Origin of the sequence: Vibrio sp. J2-4, from assembly GCF_021728155.1 — a bacterium.
Lineage (GTDB): Bacteria > Pseudomonadota > Gammaproteobacteria > Enterobacterales > Vibrionaceae > Vibrio > Vibrio diabolicus.
Map to the genome: position 1 here is coordinate 218887 of NZ_JAKKCN010000001.1, position 15827 is coordinate 234713.

General features: G+C 45.9%; 14 protein-coding genes and 12 tRNA genes. 7 read left to right on the forward strand and 19 right to left on the reverse strand.

Going from position 1 to position 15827, the window contains the following annotated elements:
- Positions 1 to 2: 2 nt before the first annotated feature.
- Together L3V32_RS00950 and miaB are read right to left on the reverse strand one after the other, a co-directional pair.
- Positions 3 to 1100 (reverse strand): PhoH family protein, encoded by a 1098-nt coding sequence (locus tag L3V32_RS00950; RefSeq protein ID WP_005373033.1) that lies wholly within the window; start codon positions 1098 to 1100, stop codon positions 3 to 5.
- A 73-nt stretch (positions 1101 to 1173) separates the two neighbouring features.
- Positions 1174 to 2598 (reverse strand): tRNA (N6-isopentenyl adenosine(37)-C2)-methylthiotransferase MiaB, encoded by a 1425-nt coding sequence (miaB, locus tag L3V32_RS00955; protein ID WP_005391310.1) that lies wholly within the window; start codon positions 2596 to 2598, stop codon positions 1174 to 1176.
- 257 nt (positions 2599 to 2855) lie between these two features.
- Here miaB and L3V32_RS00960 point away from each other — a divergent pair, with 257 nt between their 5' ends.
- Positions 2856 to 4034, forward strand: coding sequence for a 2-octaprenyl-3-methyl-6-methoxy-1,4-benzoquinol hydroxylase (locus L3V32_RS00960; RefSeq protein WP_237283667.1), 1179 nt, complete (start codon positions 2856 to 2858; stop codon positions 4032 to 4034).
- 135 nt (positions 4035 to 4169) lie between these two features.
- On the opposite strand, the gene L3V32_RS00965 is transcribed toward L3V32_RS00960, so the two are convergent.
- The 17 genes from L3V32_RS00965 to lolB form a co-directional block, all read right to left on the reverse strand.
- Positions 4170 to 4254 (reverse strand) — tRNA-Leu (locus L3V32_RS00965).
- Between the two features lie 53 nt (positions 4255 to 4307).
- Positions 4308 to 4382: transfer RNA gene (locus tag L3V32_RS00970), tRNA-Gln, on the reverse strand.
- Between the two features lie 50 nt (positions 4383 to 4432).
- Positions 4433 to 4517: transfer RNA gene (locus L3V32_RS00975), tRNA-Leu, on the reverse strand.
- 29 nt (positions 4518 to 4546) lie between these two features.
- Positions 4547 to 4631 (reverse strand) — tRNA-Leu (locus tag L3V32_RS00980).
- A 46-nt stretch (positions 4632 to 4677) separates the two neighbouring features.
- Positions 4678 to 4754 (reverse strand) — tRNA-Met (locus tag L3V32_RS00985).
- Positions 4755 to 4776: 22 nt separating this feature from the next.
- Positions 4777 to 4861 (reverse strand) — tRNA-Leu (locus L3V32_RS00990).
- A 53-nt stretch (positions 4862 to 4914) separates the two neighbouring features.
- Positions 4915 to 4989 (reverse strand) — tRNA-Gln (locus L3V32_RS00995).
- A 30-nt stretch (positions 4990 to 5019) separates the two neighbouring features.
- Positions 5020 to 5104, reverse strand: a tRNA-Leu gene (locus L3V32_RS01000).
- 54 nt (positions 5105 to 5158) lie between these two features.
- A tRNA-Met gene (locus tag L3V32_RS01005) sits at positions 5159 to 5235 on the reverse strand.
- Positions 5236 to 5312: 77 nt separating this feature from the next.
- Positions 5313 to 5387, reverse strand: a tRNA-Gln gene (locus L3V32_RS01010).
- Positions 5388 to 5419: 32 nt separating this feature from the next.
- Positions 5420 to 5504 (reverse strand) — tRNA-Leu (locus L3V32_RS01015).
- Positions 5505 to 5544: 40 nt separating this feature from the next.
- Positions 5545 to 5621, reverse strand: a tRNA-Met gene (locus L3V32_RS01020).
- Positions 5622 to 5905: 284 nt separating this feature from the next.
- Positions 5906 to 6997 (reverse strand): redox-regulated ATPase YchF, encoded by a 1092-nt coding sequence (ychF, locus tag L3V32_RS01025; protein ID WP_005393178.1) that lies wholly within the window; start codon positions 6995 to 6997, stop codon positions 5906 to 5908.
- Between the two features lie 10 nt (positions 6998 to 7007).
- A complete protein-coding gene (gene pth / locus L3V32_RS01030; RefSeq protein ID WP_005384112.1) occupies positions 7008 to 7598 on the reverse strand; it encodes an aminoacyl-tRNA hydrolase in 591 nt (196 codons plus the stop codon).
- Between the two features lie 151 nt (positions 7599 to 7749).
- Positions 7750 to 8694: a ribose-phosphate pyrophosphokinase gene (locus L3V32_RS01035; protein WP_005393176.1), complete on the reverse strand. Its 945-nt coding sequence runs from the start codon at positions 8692 to 8694 to the stop codon at positions 7750 to 7752.
- Between the two features lie 27 nt (positions 8695 to 8721).
- Complete coding sequence (gene ispE, locus L3V32_RS01040) at positions 8722 to 9594, reverse strand: 4-(cytidine 5'-diphospho)-2-C-methyl-D-erythritol kinase (RefSeq protein WP_046874292.1); 873 nt, start codon at positions 9592 to 9594, stop codon at positions 8722 to 8724.
- Positions 9591 to 10202: a lipoprotein insertase outer membrane protein LolB gene (gene lolB / locus L3V32_RS01045; protein WP_005393172.1), complete on the reverse strand. Its 612-nt coding sequence runs from the start codon at positions 10200 to 10202 to the stop codon at positions 9591 to 9593. The genes ispE and lolB overlap by 4 nt, the downstream gene beginning before the upstream one ends.
- A gap of 161 nt (positions 10203 to 10363) precedes the next feature.
- Here lolB and hemA point away from each other — a divergent pair, with 161 nt between their 5' ends.
- Genes hemA through kdsA form a run of 6 tightly spaced genes read left to right on the forward strand, consistent with a single transcriptional unit; the run spans position 10364 to position 15741 of the window.
- On the forward strand, positions 10364 to 11620 hold the full coding sequence (gene hemA / locus L3V32_RS01050; protein WP_005384104.1) for a glutamyl-tRNA reductase: 1257 nt from the start codon (positions 10364 to 10366) through the stop codon (positions 11618 to 11620).
- A 29-nt stretch (positions 11621 to 11649) separates the two neighbouring features.
- Entirely contained in the window at positions 11650 to 12738 is a 1089-nt protein-coding gene (prfA, locus tag L3V32_RS01055; RefSeq protein ID WP_237283668.1) for a peptide chain release factor 1, read from the forward strand.
- A gap of 3 nt (positions 12739 to 12741) precedes the next feature.
- Positions 12742 to 13596, forward strand: a complete 855-nt coding sequence (gene prmC / locus L3V32_RS01060; protein ID WP_237283669.1) for a peptide chain release factor N(5)-glutamine methyltransferase — start codon at positions 12742 to 12744, stop codon at positions 13594 to 13596.
- A gap of 40 nt (positions 13597 to 13636) precedes the next feature.
- On the forward strand, positions 13637 to 14020 hold the full coding sequence (locus L3V32_RS01065; RefSeq protein ID WP_005382225.1) for a SirB2 family protein: 384 nt from the start codon (positions 13637 to 13639) through the stop codon (positions 14018 to 14020).
- Positions 14021 to 14026: 6 nt separating this feature from the next.
- A complete protein-coding gene (locus tag L3V32_RS01070) occupies positions 14027 to 14836 on the forward strand; it encodes a SirB1 family protein (protein ID WP_005384098.1) in 810 nt (269 codons plus the stop codon).
- Between the two features lie 53 nt (positions 14837 to 14889).
- On the forward strand, positions 14890 to 15741 hold the full coding sequence (gene kdsA / locus L3V32_RS01075) for a 3-deoxy-8-phosphooctulonate synthase (RefSeq protein WP_237283670.1): 852 nt from the start codon (positions 14890 to 14892) through the stop codon (positions 15739 to 15741).
- Positions 15742 to 15827: the final 86 nt, after the last annotated feature.

Sequence of the window (15827 nt, forward strand, 5' to 3'; positions counted from 1 at the left end):
GATTATTCCTTAGTGGAAGCAACTTGTGCATTCAGTTCAGCTTTTGCTGCTTCTAGTAACTTCGCATCGCGTTCTTCACGACGACGCTTCTCGAACTCTTTACGCTCTTTCTGGTCTTGTGCTTCCCACTTCTCATACGCGTTAACGATACGAGCAACCACTGGGTGACGTACAACGTCGTCTGCTAAGAAGAAGTTAAAGCTGATGTCGTCGACTTCGCTTAATACTTCAATAGCATGACGAAGACCTGATTTTGCACCACGAGGTAAGTCGATTTGCGTGACGTCACCAGTGATAACTGCGCGAGAGTTAAAACCAATACGTGTTAGGAACATCTTCATCTGCTCAACCGTGGTGTTCTGACTCTCATCAAGAATGATGAAAGCGTCGTTTAGAGTACGACCACGCATGTAAGCAAGAGGGGCTACCTCAATCACGTTACGTTCAATCAGCTTCTCTACGCGCTCAAAGCCCAACATTTCAAATAGGGCATCGTATAGCGGACGTAGGTATGGGTCGACTTTCTGGCTTAAGTCACCAGGTAGGAAGCCCAGTTTCTCACCGGCTTCAACCGCAGGGCGCGTCAATAGAATACGACGGATCTCTTGGCGCTCTAGTGCATCAACTGCTGCTGCAACAGCAAGATAAGTTTTACCTGTACCAGCTGGGCCAATACCAAAAGAAATATCATGCGTGACCATATTAACCAAGTACTGTGCTTGGTTTGGCGTACGTGGTTTGATCACACCTTTCTTGGTTTTGACGAAGACTTCTTTACCATGCTCGATATTAGACTCAGTATTCTGCTCAAGAACACCAGACTCTTTAATCGCTAAATGGATCTGTTCAGGCTCAATGTCTGGGATCTCACCTCGTACAGGTGCGGTATCAACATACAGAGTTTTCAGGATATCCAGCGCAGCTGATGCGGTATGAGGTTTACCGACAATTGTAAAATGGTCACTACGGTGGTTAATTTCAACGCCTAGACGACGTTCTAAATGCTTGATGTTGTCATCGAATGGACCGCACAGGCTAGCAAGTCGGCGGTTGTCGGAAGGTTCTAGGTTAATTTCTAGAGTTACGATTTTATTACTCAATGTTGCCTCTCATTTTTTGCCACTTAATGAGAGCCTGATAACGACCAGGCTCTCCATGGCTATTTATACGAGCTTATGGCGTAAAAGTAGCTACACCCAGCTCATCTTCGCGACGTGTTTTCGCCATCATCTGCGTTGGGGAAATCACACTACGAAGATCCATGTCTTTTTCAGTACGTACTAGCTCACCACGCAGTGAGTTCGCAAATACGTCTACGATCTTCACATCAACGAACTGACCAATTAGGTCTGCACTACCTTCAAAGTTTACTACACGGTTGTTTTCTGTACGAGCGCGCAGTTCCATTAGGTTTTTCTTCGAAGGACCTTCAACTAGAACACGTTGTTCTGTGCCAAGCATTAAGCGAGAGTAACGCATCGCTTGAGCATTGATAGTTTGCTGTAGTTCGTAAAGGCGCTCTTTCTTCACTTGTTCTGATACATCACAAGGGTAATCCGCTGCTGGCGTACCTGGACGTGGAGAGAAGATGAAGCTGAAGCTCATGTCAAAGTCTACATCTTTGATTAGCTTCATTGTGTCTTGGAAGTCTTTGTCTGTCTCACCAGGGAAACCAACAATAAAGTCTGAACTGATTTGAATATCAGGACGAGCTTTACGCAGTTTACGGATGATCGACTTGTACTCGATAGCGGTGTGAGGGCGTTTCATCATAGTTAGGATACGGTCACTACCACTTTGCACAGGTAAGTGCAGGAAGCTCACAAGCTCAGGCGTATCTTCGTAAACCGCGATGATGTCGTCAGTGAATTCTAGCGGGTGGCTCGTTGTGAAACGAATACGGTCGATACCATCGATAGACGCAACCAAACGAAGCAGTTCTGCAAATGAACAGATTTCACCGTCGTGTGTTGGACCGCGGTACGCGTTTACGTTTTGACCCAGTAGGTTTACTTCACGTACGCCTTGTTCAGCAAGCTGTGCGATTTCGAACAGCACGTCATCCATTGGACGGCTTACTTCTTCACCACGAGTGTACGGTACGACACAGTAAGTACAGTACTTCGAGCAGCCTTCCATAATAGAAACGAATGCTGTCGCGCCTTCTGCACGAGGCTCTGGTAGGCGGTCGAACTTTTCGATCTCTGGGAACGAAATGTCCATAACTGGTGCGTCATCCGACTGAGATTGTTTGATCATCTCAGGTAGGCGGTGCAGAGTTTGTGGGCCAAAAATAACGTCGACGTATGGTGCACGTTCACGAATATGGTCACCTTCTTGCGTTGCTACACAACCACCTACACCGATAACTACGCCAGGTTTTTTATCTTTTAGTGTTTTCCAGCGGCCAAGCTGGTGGAAAACTTTCTCTTGCGCTTTTTCACGGATCGAACAGGTGTTAAGTAGAAGTACGTCTGCTTCCTCTGGCTCTTCCGTCAGCTCGTAGCCGTTTGCAGCATTAAGCAGGTCGGCCATTTTTGATGAATCGTATTCGTTCATCTGGCAGCCCCAGGTTTTAATTAGCAGTTTCTTACTCATCTCACTTTCGCTCGTTCAGTTGTACTTAAATTGGAGAGCTATTGCTCAAATTATAGCCGCCATCACGGCGGTAAGCGGCGTATTGTACTGCTTTAAAAAGCACCTGACTAGTGATCTGGCTAATTCTCTGCAAAGCCTGATGAAATCTAGTTTTTCGCCCTATGCAGAACAAGGTTTTTTGTTAAACAATTTTGTAAAAATAGCCATGGAAAGTACAATAAAAAACGCCAATTAATCAGCACGATGAAGAGTGAAAAATGAACAAGTATGACATCGCCGTGATCGGTGGCGGTATGGTTGGGGCAGCCGTCGCTGTTGGATTTGCCAAGCAGGGCAGAAGCGTTGTCTTGGTTGAAGGTGCAAAACCCAAAGCTTTTGATGCCGCTCAGGTGATGGATATTCGCGTATCTGCGATTTCGCACCAGTCGGTGGAGTTACTTGATTCACTCGGCGCATGGTCAGAAATTAAAAGTATGCGAGTTTGCCCTTATCGGCGTTTAGAAACTTGGGAGCACCCGGAGTGCCGTACTCGTTTTCACTCTGATGAACTGTCATTGGAGCAGCTAGGTTATATCGTTGAAAACCGCCTAATCCAATTAGGTCTTTGGCAAGTCTTCTCTCAGTATGACAATCTAACCGTGATGTGTCCCGAGCGATTAAAAGACATTGAGTTTGCAGATGTAAACCTTGTGACACTAGAAAGTGGGGTGCAGTTTGAAGCTAACTGGGTAATTGGTGCTGATGGTGCAAACTCTAAAGTTCGTCAATTGGCTGGAATTGGTGTGACTGCGTGGGATTACCGACAACACTGCATGTTGATTAACGTGAAAACAGAATTGCCACAGCAAGATATCACTTGGCAACAATTTACTCCTTCAGGCCCGCGTTCATTTTTACCTTTGTGCTCTTTGACTAATGAAGACGGTCAAGAAGTAGGCCAAGGTTCGTTGGTTTGGTATGACTCGCCAAAACGCATTAAACAACTGTGTGCGATGGGTAAACCTCAACTAAGGGAAGAAATCTTACGTCATTTCCCTGCTGAATTGGGCGATATTGAAGTTTTACAGTTTGGCTCATTCCCACTCACTCGTCGTCATGCGCAAAGCTACTCAAGCAAAAATTGCGTGTTAGTGGGTGACTCTGCCCATACGATTAACCCGCTTGCAGGGCAAGGGGTAAACTTAGGCTTCAAAGATGTAGACGTTCTCCTTTCGGTAACAGAACACCAAGAAAAGCTGGAAGATACCTTACTCGCGAAATACGAACGCGCACGTCGACCTGACAACTTACTCATGCAGACGGGCATGGACTTTTTCTATAAAGGTTTTAGCAACGATCTTGGGCTATTGAAGTTCGTACGTAATGCTGCATTGAAGCTTGCTGAAAACTCAGGGCCAATTAAGGCTCAAGTACTGAAATACGCGTTAGGTATGTAGTAAGCTACTCAAATCACAGATAGAAAAAAAGCGAGCCATGAGCTCGCTTTTTTAATTCGGCAAATCTAATGATTTCCCGAGTCCAGAACCAAAAAAAGAAAAAACCCAGCAAAGTCATGCTGGGTTTTCCGATAATGGTGCGGAAGGAGAGACTTGAACTCTCACACCTTGCGGCGCCAGAACCTAAATCTGGTGCGTCTACCAATTCCGCCACTTCCGCAAATTAATCTATAGATATCAAGATAATTGGTAAAATCTCAATATCGTTGTATATGGCAGGGCTACCTGGATTCGAACCAGGGAATGGCGGCATCAAAAGCCGCTGCCTTACCGCTTGGCGATAGCCCTACAGTGTAAATAGCCAAAGACTACTTAAGCTCTCTTATCGAGAGAAAGAATGGTGCGGAAGGAGAGACTTGAACTCTCACACCTTACGGCGCCAGAACCTAAATCTGGTGCGTCTACCAATTCCGCCACTTCCGCGTATTCTGATAGTGTAGATTAATTTAAGATGGTGCGGAAGGAGAGACTTGAACTCTCACACCTTGCGGCGCCAGAACCTAAATCTGGTGCGTCTACCAATTCCGCCACTTCCGCATCTTAAATCTACGTGACTGATAGCTTATGCTAGCAATCCAATCAATGGTGGCTACGACGGGATTCGAACCTGTGACCCCATCATTATGAGTGATGTGCTCTAACCAGCTGAGCTACGTAGCCATTTTAAAACTTCGACCAAGAATGGTGCGGAAGGAGAGACTTGAACTCTCACACCTTGCGGCGCCAGAACCTAAATCTGGTGCGTCTACCAATTCCGCCACTTCCGCAACTTGATCTGTAGATATCAAGATAATTGGTAAAATCTCAATATCATTGTATATGGCAGGGCTACCTGGATTCGAACCAGGGAATGGCGGCATCAAAAGCCGCTGCCTTACCGCTTGGCGATAGCCCTACATTGCTCTAATAAAAGAGACTTAAATAATGGTGCGGAAGGAGAGACTTGAACTCTCACACCTTGCGGCGCCAGAACCTAAATCTGGTGCGTCTACCAATTCCGCCACTTCCGCAACTTATTCTGTAGTTATCAAGGTAATTGGTAAAAACCTAAATAACGTTGTTCATGGTGGCTACGACGGGATTCGAACCTGTGACCCCATCATTATGAGTGATGTGCTCTAACCAGCTGAGCTACGTAGCCATCTTTTGGAGCGAGACAATATAAACCTTCACGCTCTCAGTGACAACCCCTTTTATAAAGGAATCTCACTTGAATAATGGCAGGTCTACCTGGATTCGAACCAGGGAATGGCGGCATCAAAAGCCGCTGCCTTACCGCTTGGCGATAGACCTGCAGGCAATAGTCACAATGACTATTTGAAATATGGTGCGGAAGGAGAGACTTGAACTCTCACACCTTGCGGCGCCAGAACCTAAATCTGGTGCGTCTACCAATTCCGCCACTTCCGCATCTATTCCTAATTGCTCTGATAAAAAGAACACTTAGGAATGGTGGCTACGACGGGATTCGAACCTGTGACCCCATCATTATGAGTGATGTGCTCTAACCAGCTGAGCTACGTAGCCAAAACCATATTTTTTGCTCTCAACGCTTCGTTGCCTTGTCGTTGGGAACGGCGCGCATTATGCGAAGTTGAGTGAGATCCGTCAACAGTTTTTTTTAATAAATTTCGGAAAAAACCTCGTTCGCTTCCTTTTTAAACAAAGAGGCGTGTTTATGATCTAAAACTGGAAATAAATTAGCTCGCAGTTAGGTAATTTATTTTTGCTCATTTACTTAAGGTATTAAAAAAGCCAGCTTAGCAGCTGGCTTTTAGTGTAAATGAAGTGTTTAAAATTCATTCATTTAATTAAACATTGAAGCGGAAGTGTACAACATCACCATCTTTTACGATGTAGTCTTTACCTTCTAGACGCCATTTACCTGCGTCTTTTGCGCCATTTTCACCATTGAATTGGATGAAATCGTCGTAACCGACTACTTCTGCACGAATAAAGCCTTTCTCGAAGTCAGTGTGGATCTTACCTGCAGCCTGAGGCGCAGTTGCACCAACAGGGATTGTCCACGCACGTACTTCTTTAACACCTGCCGTGAAGTAGGTGTGAAGAGTCAGTAGCTCGTAACCAGAGCGAATTACACGGTTCAGCCCCGGTTCTTCGATCCCCATATCCGCTAGGAATTCTTCGCGATCTTCATCTTCTAGTTCAGATAGTTCAGATTCGATAGCTGCACATACAGGTACAACGACGTTGTTTTCTTTTTCTGCGAACTCGCGAACCGCATCTAGATATGGGTTATTTTCGAAACCATCTTCGTTTACGTTTGCAATGTACATAGTTGGCTTCAGTGTAAGGAAGTTTAGGTAGCCGATTGCTGCTAACTCTTCTTTAGATAGCTCAACTGTGCGTGCCATGCCGCCTTCAGTTAGTACTGGTAACAGTTTTTCTAGTACTGTTAGTTCAAATTTTGCGTCTTTATCGCCGCCTTTTGCCTTCTTCGCGTTACGTTGAATCGCGCGCTCACAAGAATCAAGGTCAGCCATTGCAAGTTCAAGGTTGATCACTTCGATATCTTCGATAGGTGAAACTTTACCTGAAACATGAACAATGTTTTCGTTTTCAAAACAACGTACAACGTGGCCAATCGCGTCTGTTTCACGGATGTTAGCTAGGAATTTGTTACCCAAACCTTCACCACGTGATGCACCAGCAACAAGACCAGCGATGTCCACGAACTCCATCGTCGTTGGAAGAACTCTCTGTGGGTTAACGATCTTAGCTAGTGCGTCTAGACGTAGATCTGGCACAGGAACCACACCAGTGTTTGGTTCAATGGTACAGAACGGGAAGTTTGCTGCTTCGATACCCGCTTTAGTTAGTGCGTTGAACAGAGTTGATTTACCTACGTTAGGTAGACCAACGATGCCACATTTAAAACCCATGATAGTAACCTTATTCAGCTTTGAACGTGTGGAGGCGATTTTGTGCTTTAGATAGGCCATCCTTAATCAGGATATCTAGACAACGAACAGCCTCATCAGCTGCTGCATCTAAAAGCTCTTGCTCTTTAGCTGGCGCTTTACCTAATACAAAACCCGCCACTTTATCTTTGTGTCCCGGATGACCAATGCCAATGCGAAGACGATAAAAATCTTTGTTATTGCCCAGTTTGCTAATGGTGTCACGCAGACCGTTGTGTCCACCGTGACCCCCACCTTTTTTAAACTTAGCGACACCTGGCGGTAAGTCTAGCTCGTCATGAGCAACCATGATCTCTTCAGGTTTAATTTGATAAAATTTCGCAAGCGCTGCGATCGATTTACCTGATAGATTCATGAAGGTGGTTGGGATAAGCAAACGGAGATCCTGGCCATTGACCATAATGCGTCCTGTTAGACCAAAAAACTTTGGTTCGTTCTTCAGTGTAACGTTGTGAACGCGTGCTAATTCTTCTACAACCCAAGCGCCCGCATTGTGACGAGTTCTGGCGTATTCTGGTCCTGGATTAGCAAGACCAACAAGAAGTTTGATTTGTTGACTCAAGGTTAGGATCTCTCTGGAATCTCAAAAAGCGCAGTATGATAGCACAGAATTCTCACAGTGGGCGACCAAGGGATTTTCTGGTTATCAGTACAAATAAAAAAACACCCCAAAGAGGGGTGCTTTTGAAATCAGTGTAACTGAAATGTTCGGATTAGTTGAACATTGCAGAGATTGACTCTTCGTTGCTGATACGACGAATCGCTTCAGCCAACATGCGAGATAGGCTTAGTGTTGTCACTTTGCCTGTTGCAGCCATCTCTTTAGATAGAGAGATAGAGTCAGTTACGATAACTTGGTCAAGAACTGAGTTCTTGATGTTGTCCGCAGCGTTGCCTGAGAATACAGCGTGAGTAGCGTAAGCGAATACACGCTTAGCACCGCGCTCTTTTAGTGCTTCAGCTGCTTTACATAGTGTGCCTCCTGTGTCGATCATGTCATCAACGATCACACAGTCACGACCTTCAACATCACCGATTAGGTTCATTACTTCAGAAACGTTTGCACGTGGACGACGCTTATCTACGATTGCGATGTCGATGTCGCCTAGTGCTTTTGCTGTTGCGCGAGCACGAACAACGCCACCTAGGTCAGGAGATACCACAACAGGGTTATCTAGACCACGAGCCTGCATATCTTCAAGTAGCACTGGCGTGCCGAAGATGTTGTCTACAGGTACATCGAAGAAGCCTTGAATTTGCTCTGCGTGTAGGTCGATAGTTAGAACGCGGTCAACACCAACGTTGGATAGGAAATCAGCAACAACTTTTGCAGTAATTGGCACACGCGCAGAACGTACACGACGGTCTTGGCGAGCGTAGCCGAAGTAAGGGATAACTGCAGTGATACGGCCTGCTGAAGCACGGCGCATTGCATCAATCATAACAACCAATTCCATTAGGTTGTCGTTAGTCGGTGCACAAGTGGATTGAATGATGAAAACATCGCTACCACGAACATTCTCATTGATTTGAACTGCAACTTCGCCATCAGAAAAGCGAGAAACAGATGCATCACCAAGAGAGATGTAAAGACGATCAGCAATACGTTGGGCTAGTTCAGGTGTTGCGTTACCAGCAAATAGCTTCATATCAGGCACGGTGGAAACCTCGGGTTTGCGTCCAGTTTAAATAGGTCGGTGTGAGGCTGATTGGTATTCAGCCAAAGTCTCTTTTAATGGCGAAATATTGCGCCCTTGAGCGACAAATGCCGAGACTTTATCAGAGAGTTGTGCAAGGATAGTTTCTGCTTCAGATTTGCTCGAAAATTCAGCAAAAACGCAAGATCCTGTCCCCGTCAATCTTGACGGCGCGTATTGTAGCAGCCAAGAAAGTTGCTTATCAACCTCTGGGTAGAGCATTCGTACAATTTTTTCGCAATCGTTTACGCTTGGTGTATTTAAAAGTGTTTCTAGATCTCGTTTTGGGGTGTTTCGCGTTAGATCTGGATGACAAAAAACGTCGACGGTTGCGATAGAAACATTCGGTCTGACGACTAAATACCACTTTTCTTCGGGATAAGCGGGGGAGAGTTTCTCGCCAACACCTTCAGCAAAAGCTGCAAATCCGCGCACAAACACGGGCACGTCTGCGCCCAGTTTTAAACCAATTTCAGCCAGTTCGTCGTCAGTTAGATTCAGTTGCCATAAGTAGTTCAGTGCCACTAATGCTGTAGCCGCGTTCGATGAGCCCCCACCAATGCCCCCACCCATAGGTAGCACTTTCTGTAGCTCAATATGTGCGCCAAAAGGGCACTCTGAGTATGCTTGAAGTGCGGTTGCTGCTTTCCAAATTAAATTGTCTTGAAGAGGCACACCTTCTATATCTGGAGAAATCGTAATATCACCAGAATGGTTTGCTTGAATGGTGAGCTCATCGCCGTGATCGACGAATTGGAATAAGGTTTGTAACTCGTGGTAACCATTTTCTGTGCGACCGTTGATGTATAGAAAGAGATTCAATTTCGCTGGTGATGGCCAGCGGGTTGAAAGTTCGATCATTGGGTGATGTTCCATTTTGTGATCACTAGATTTATTTTGACGTCAGCAGTGGTGAGTTTCAGCTTATTTGGCAGTGGTAGAGACTGCTCATGCCATTGAACATCGCCATACCGTTGATAAGCAATACGCCAATCATTTAAACCAATTTGTTTGTTTAACGCTTGCAGTGTATTGGTTGGGGACAATTGGAATTTGTCGGCATCGGTCGGTAGGCCTAATAGCCAGTCAGGCATGTGTTCAACGGGCATCATTAACCCCGTAAGACGGTAAATTAGCTGGTTTGCACTGCGAGAGGAAAGGACCTGATCGTCGTAAGTTTCTACTGTGGCACCTTGTGGGGTGATGGTGAGCTTTAATGCCGTTTGTCCGAGAATCGTAGTTAAACGCAACTGGCTTAGTGCTGAAGAATGTTTCCAGTAGAAATTTAAATTTTGTCTTTGGTCTGGGCCAATATAACCAAGTTTTCCCGTTGCTTGAAAATCTTGGATGGTCTCGAGTCGTTGCTCATGAGCTTGCCATTCAACGCTGGTAACACTTTCAGGAACGGAGGAACAACCAGCGAGCAGTAAGCTCGACAAGAAAAAAAGAATAAAGGAGCGTAACGTCATGTTTGATGGCTTATTAATCAGTTTCGTCGGGAATCGCTCACAACTATAGCATTGAAAAGTCGCAGTTAGGAAAACAAATCCGGCTTACCCTTTCAATAAATGCGTGCTTACAGTAAAATTCTGGACCTATTTTATAACCTATCCCAGAGATACCACGTTAGATGTCCTTGCTTGCTATTGGAATCAATCACAATACAGCGTCTGTCGACTTGCGAGAGAAGGTGGCGTTTGGTCCGGATAAACTCGGCCCTGCACTCGAGCAACTTAGAGAGCACGAAGCGGTTAACGGCAGTGTGATTGTTTCAACCTGTAACCGAACTGAGTTGTACTGCGATGTTAAGCAAGGAGCGCGAAATAAGTTAATCGATTGGCTTGCTCAGTTTCATCAAGTGAGCCGCGAAGATTTAATGCCGAGTTTGTATGTGCATGAAGAACAAGCCGCAATTAAGCATTTGATGCGCGTATCATGTGGGCTAGATTCTCTGGTGTTGGGTGAGCCTCAAATTTTGGGGCAGGTAAAGCAAGCATTTTCTGACTCGCGAGATCATCAAGCCGTCGATGCTTCAATTGATAAACTGTTTCAAAAGACGTTCTCAGTCGCAAAGCGTGTGAGAACAGAAACAGATATCGGCGGTAATGCTGTGTCCGTGGCTTATGCCGCATGTACATTGGCAAAACATATTTTTGAGTCGTTATCTGATTCAACCGTGCTTTTGGTTGGTGCGGGAGAGACGATTGAACTGGTCGCGAAGCATTTAGCATCCAACGGCTGCACAAAAATGATTGTCGCGAACCGCACTAAAGAGCGTGCGCAAGGCTTAGCGGATCAATTTGGCGCAGAAGTGATCAGTTTGAACGAAATTCCTGAACATTTGGCGAAAGCGGATATCGTGATTAGCTCAACGGCGAGCCCATTGCCTATTATTGGCAAAGGTATGGTCGAAACGGCTCTGAAGCAGCGCCGACATCAACCTATCTTGTTAGTCGATATTGCGGTGCCGCGAGATGTAGAGTCGGAAGTCGGTGAACTGAACGACGCATATTTGTATTCGGTTGATGACTTGCAATCTATCATCGACAGCAACATTGAGCAGCGTAAAGTCGAAGCGATTCAAGCCGAAGCGATTGTTAGTGAAGAAAGCGCTGCGTTTATGACATGGTTGCGTTCACTGCAAGCCGTCGATAGTATTCGCGACTATCGCAAATCAGCCAACGAAATTCGTGAAGAGTTACTGAGCAAAAGTTTGCAATCTTTAGCGGCAGGCGCAGATCCGGAGAAAGTGCTGCGCGAGCTGAGTAATAAACTCACCAACAAACTGATTCACGCTCCAACTCGCGCATTGCAAAGTGCAGCAGAGCAAGGCGAACCAGCAAAATTAACGATTATCCGCCAAACACTTGGCTTGGATGATCTATAACTCACGCTTTTTATTAAGAAAACGACACTATGAAAGCCTCTATTCTGACTAAGCTAGAAACGCTAGTAGAACGTTACGAAGAAGTTCAACATCTTCTTGGTGATCCTGATGTTATTGGAGATCAGGACAAATTCCGTGCTCTATCAAGAGAGTACTCTCAGCTAGAAGAAGTAACCAAGTGCTTCCAAGCTTATCAACAAGCGCAAGAAGATCTTGTCGCCGCTGAAGAGATGGCAAACGAAGACGACGAAGAAATGCGTGAAATGGCGCAAGAAGAAATCAAAGAAGCGAAAGCGACTATTGAGAGTCTTACTGATGAGCTACAGATTCTTCTTCTGCCAAAAGATCCGAACGATGATCGTAACTGTTTCCTAGAAATTCGCGCAGGTGCGGGTGGCGACGAAGCGGGTATTTTCGCGGGTGACTTATTCCGTATGTACAGCAAGTACGCAGAAAAGCGTGGCTGGCGCATCGAAGTGATGTCTTCAAACGAAGCTGAACACGGTGGTTACAAAGAGATGATCGCAAAAGTGAGCGGCGACGGTGCGTACGGCGTACTGAAGTTTGAGTCTGGCGGTCACCGTGTACAGCGTGTTCCTGCAACTGAATCCCAAGGCCGTGTGCATACTTCTGCATGTACCGTAGCGGTGATGGCGGAAATCCCAGAGGCGGATCTGCCAGAAATCAAAGCAGCAGACCTGAAAATCGATACGTTCCGTGCATCTGGCGCGGGTGGTCAGCACGTTAACACCACGGATTCTGCAATCCGTATTACCCACTTACCAACGGGTACGGTGGTAGAGTGTCAGGACGAGCGTTCACAGCACAAGAACAAAGCGAAAGCGATGGCGGTTCTTGCTGCTCGTATCGTTCAAGCGGAAGAAGAGCGTCGTGCCGCAGAAGTGTCTGATACACGTCGTAACCTTCTAGGTTCTGGTGACCGTAGTGACCGTATTCGTACATACAACTACCCACAAGGTCGTGTGTCTGATCACCGCATCAACCTGACCATCTACCGTTTGAACGAAGTGATGGAAGGTGACCTGCAGAGCTTGATTGATCCTGTGATTCAAGAGCACCAAGCAGACCAACTTGCGGCGCTCGCAGAGAACGGCTAATCGATGAGCCAAGTTCAATCAATTGAGCAAGCACTGAAAAGTGCGACGGCGAAACTGGCAGAAGGCGGCAAAGAGTCGCCTTCTCTCGATGCAGCTGTACTCCTCTGCCATATCCTTGGCAAACCACGAACTTATCTACTGACCTGGCCAGAAAAAGCATTAGAAGCAGAGCAACAAGCAAAATTCGACGCTCTACTTGAACGACGTTTAACTGGTGAACCCGTCGCTTATATTATTGGTGAACGAGAGTTTTGGTCTCTACCGTTCAAAGTTTCTCCCTCCACCTTGATCCCAAGACCGGATACAGAACGTTTGGTCGAAGTTGCACTCGTTAAGACCTATGAGCAAACAGGACCTATTTTAGATCTTGGAACGGGGACGGGGGCAATTGCTATCGCACTCGCATCTGAAATGCCAAAACGTCAAGTGATGGGCGTAGATCTCAAGCAAGAAGCGAAAGCACTTGCAGAGTACAATGCTGAGCAGCTAAACATCAAAAATGTGACCTTTGCTCAAGGCAGTTGGTTCGAGCCTATTGCAGAGGGTACGAAGTTTGCTTTAATTGTCTCCAATCCGCCGTATATTGATGAAAAAGATCCACATTTATCCCAAGGTGATGTGCGCTTTGAGCCAAAATCTGCATTAGTTGCTAAGGAGAATGGTTTAGCCGATATCCGCCATATCTCGGATCTTGCTCGTCAGTATCTTGAAGTGGGCGGTTGGCTGGCATTCGAACATGGTTATGATCAGGGTGATGCCGTACGTGAGATAATGCGTGGTTTTGGTTACCAACAAGTTGCCACGGAAAAAGATTACGGCGGTAACGATCGAGTAACGCTCGGTTGTTTTGCCTGTTAATCACGGAAGTCAGCAAACACTAACTAAAAAGAGAAGAAAAATGTACGTAGCTCTAAAACACATACACTTAGTGACGATTGCGCTCAGCGCGACACTATTATCGATCCGATTCGTGTTAATGATGATGAACTCACCGAAGCGAAATAATCGCTTTTTGAAAGTGTTTCCCCACATCGTTGATACTGCATTGCTAGTGTCAGGTATCGCGCTTATTTTCATTACTGGTTTCATCCCGTTTACTGATGCCGCACCGTGGTTAACAAACAAAATCACCTGCGTACTGGCGTACATTGCACTCGGTTTCTTCTCGTTGAAGCTTGCGAAAAACAACCTACTGAAGATATTTGGCTTTTTCGGCGCATTAGGTTGGTTGGTCATGGCTGCGAATATTGCTGTGTCTAAGAGCCCTACGTTATTTGGATAAGACGTCATGTTAGAGTTTTTTGACGAAGATTTTGACAATATACCGTTGGTGGAAGGTGCGCTTGAGCTAAACAAAGCGATCAACCCAGAAACCAAAGTACATTGGGCGAAACAAGAGTTAGAGCGTCTTTACAAAGATGCAGAAGCCACGCTTGTTCATGAAACCGATGAAGAGCAGCGATTTGATGCATTCCTACGACTGTTTTTCCATGAGTGGGGATTCAAAGGCGACGAGCAGGAATACTTTATTTCGGACAACAGCTTTATCGATAAAGTGTTGGAGCGCCGAAAAGGTATTCCGGTTAGTTTAGGTTCGATTTTATTATATCTAGGAAAAAAGCTGGGTTTCCCGTTGAAGGGAGTCACTTTCCCTACTCAGTTTCTGCTAAAAGTCGATTGGATGCATAAAAAGCCAGACTACATTAACCCATTTAATGGTGAGTATGTGGGGGAAAGAATTCTCCAAGCTTGGCTTATTGGGCAAGAAGGACCGTTGGCTCAGTTAAAGCCAGAACACTTTGAAGAAGCTGACAATCCAACCATTATTGGTCGCTGGTTAGCGTTGATCAAAAGCGCGATGTTACGTGAAGAGCACTACACGCTGGCGTTGCGTTGTACGAACCTTGCGTTAACCTTTGTGCCAGATGACCCATACGAGATTCGTGACCGTGGTTTTATTTTCCAACAGCTAGAGTGCCCTCAAGTGGCGGTGTCAGATTTTCAGTACTTTATTGACCAATGCCCTGACGATCCGGCTTCTGAGCTACTAAAATCACAAGTTAATGTGATGAGTGAAACGCACGTCACACTTCACTAATTTTATCGATGTGCCGAACTGTGGCGTATCGTGGACAGAAAAAGAGAATCAAAATGGAACAGAAAATCGTTAATATCGGCGACATTCAGGTTGCTAACGACAAGCCATTCACCCTATTTGCAGGTATGAACGTTCTTGAGTCTCGTGATCTTGCGATGCAGATCTGTGAGCACTACGTAAAAGTAACGGAAAAACTTGGCATTCCTTACGTATTTAAGGCGTCGTTTGACAAAGCAAACCGCAGTTCTGTTCATTCATACCGTGGCCCAGGCCTTGAAGAAGGTATGAAAATCTTCCAAGAGCTAAAAGACACATTTGGTGTGAAGATCATCACTGACGTTCACACTGAAGCGCAAGCTCAACCTGTCGCTGACGTGGTAGACGTTATTCAGCTTCCTGCATTCCTAGCTCGTCAAACTGACCTTGTTGAAGCAATGGCAAAAACAGGTGCGGTTATCAACGTGAAGAAACCTCAATTTATGAGCCCAGGTCAAGTGGGTAACATCGTTGAGAAGTTCGCGGAATGCGGTAACGACAAGATCATCCTATGTGAGCGCGGCTCTTGCCACGGCTACGATAACCTAGTCGTAGACATGCTTGGCTTTGGTGTGATGAAAAATGCATCGAAAGGCAGCCCAATCATCTTTGACGTAACGCACTCACTACAGATGCGTGATCCGTCAGGTGAGGCATCTGGCGGTCGTCGTGAGCAGACAGTTGAACTTGCGAAAGCGGGTCTAGCAACAGGCATCGCAGGTCTATTTATCGAGGCGCATCCAAACCCAGACCAAGCACGCTGTGATGGCCCATCTGCACTGCCGCTAGACAAGTTAGAACCGTTCCTAGCGCAAATGAAATCTCTTGATGATCTGATCAAGAGCTTTGCAGATATCGATATCAAGTAAACGCCAGATGACTGGTGATCAAATGCAATAGCCAACCTCGTGTTGGCTATTTTTTTATCAGATGGCGCATCATTCTCAGTTTCTTG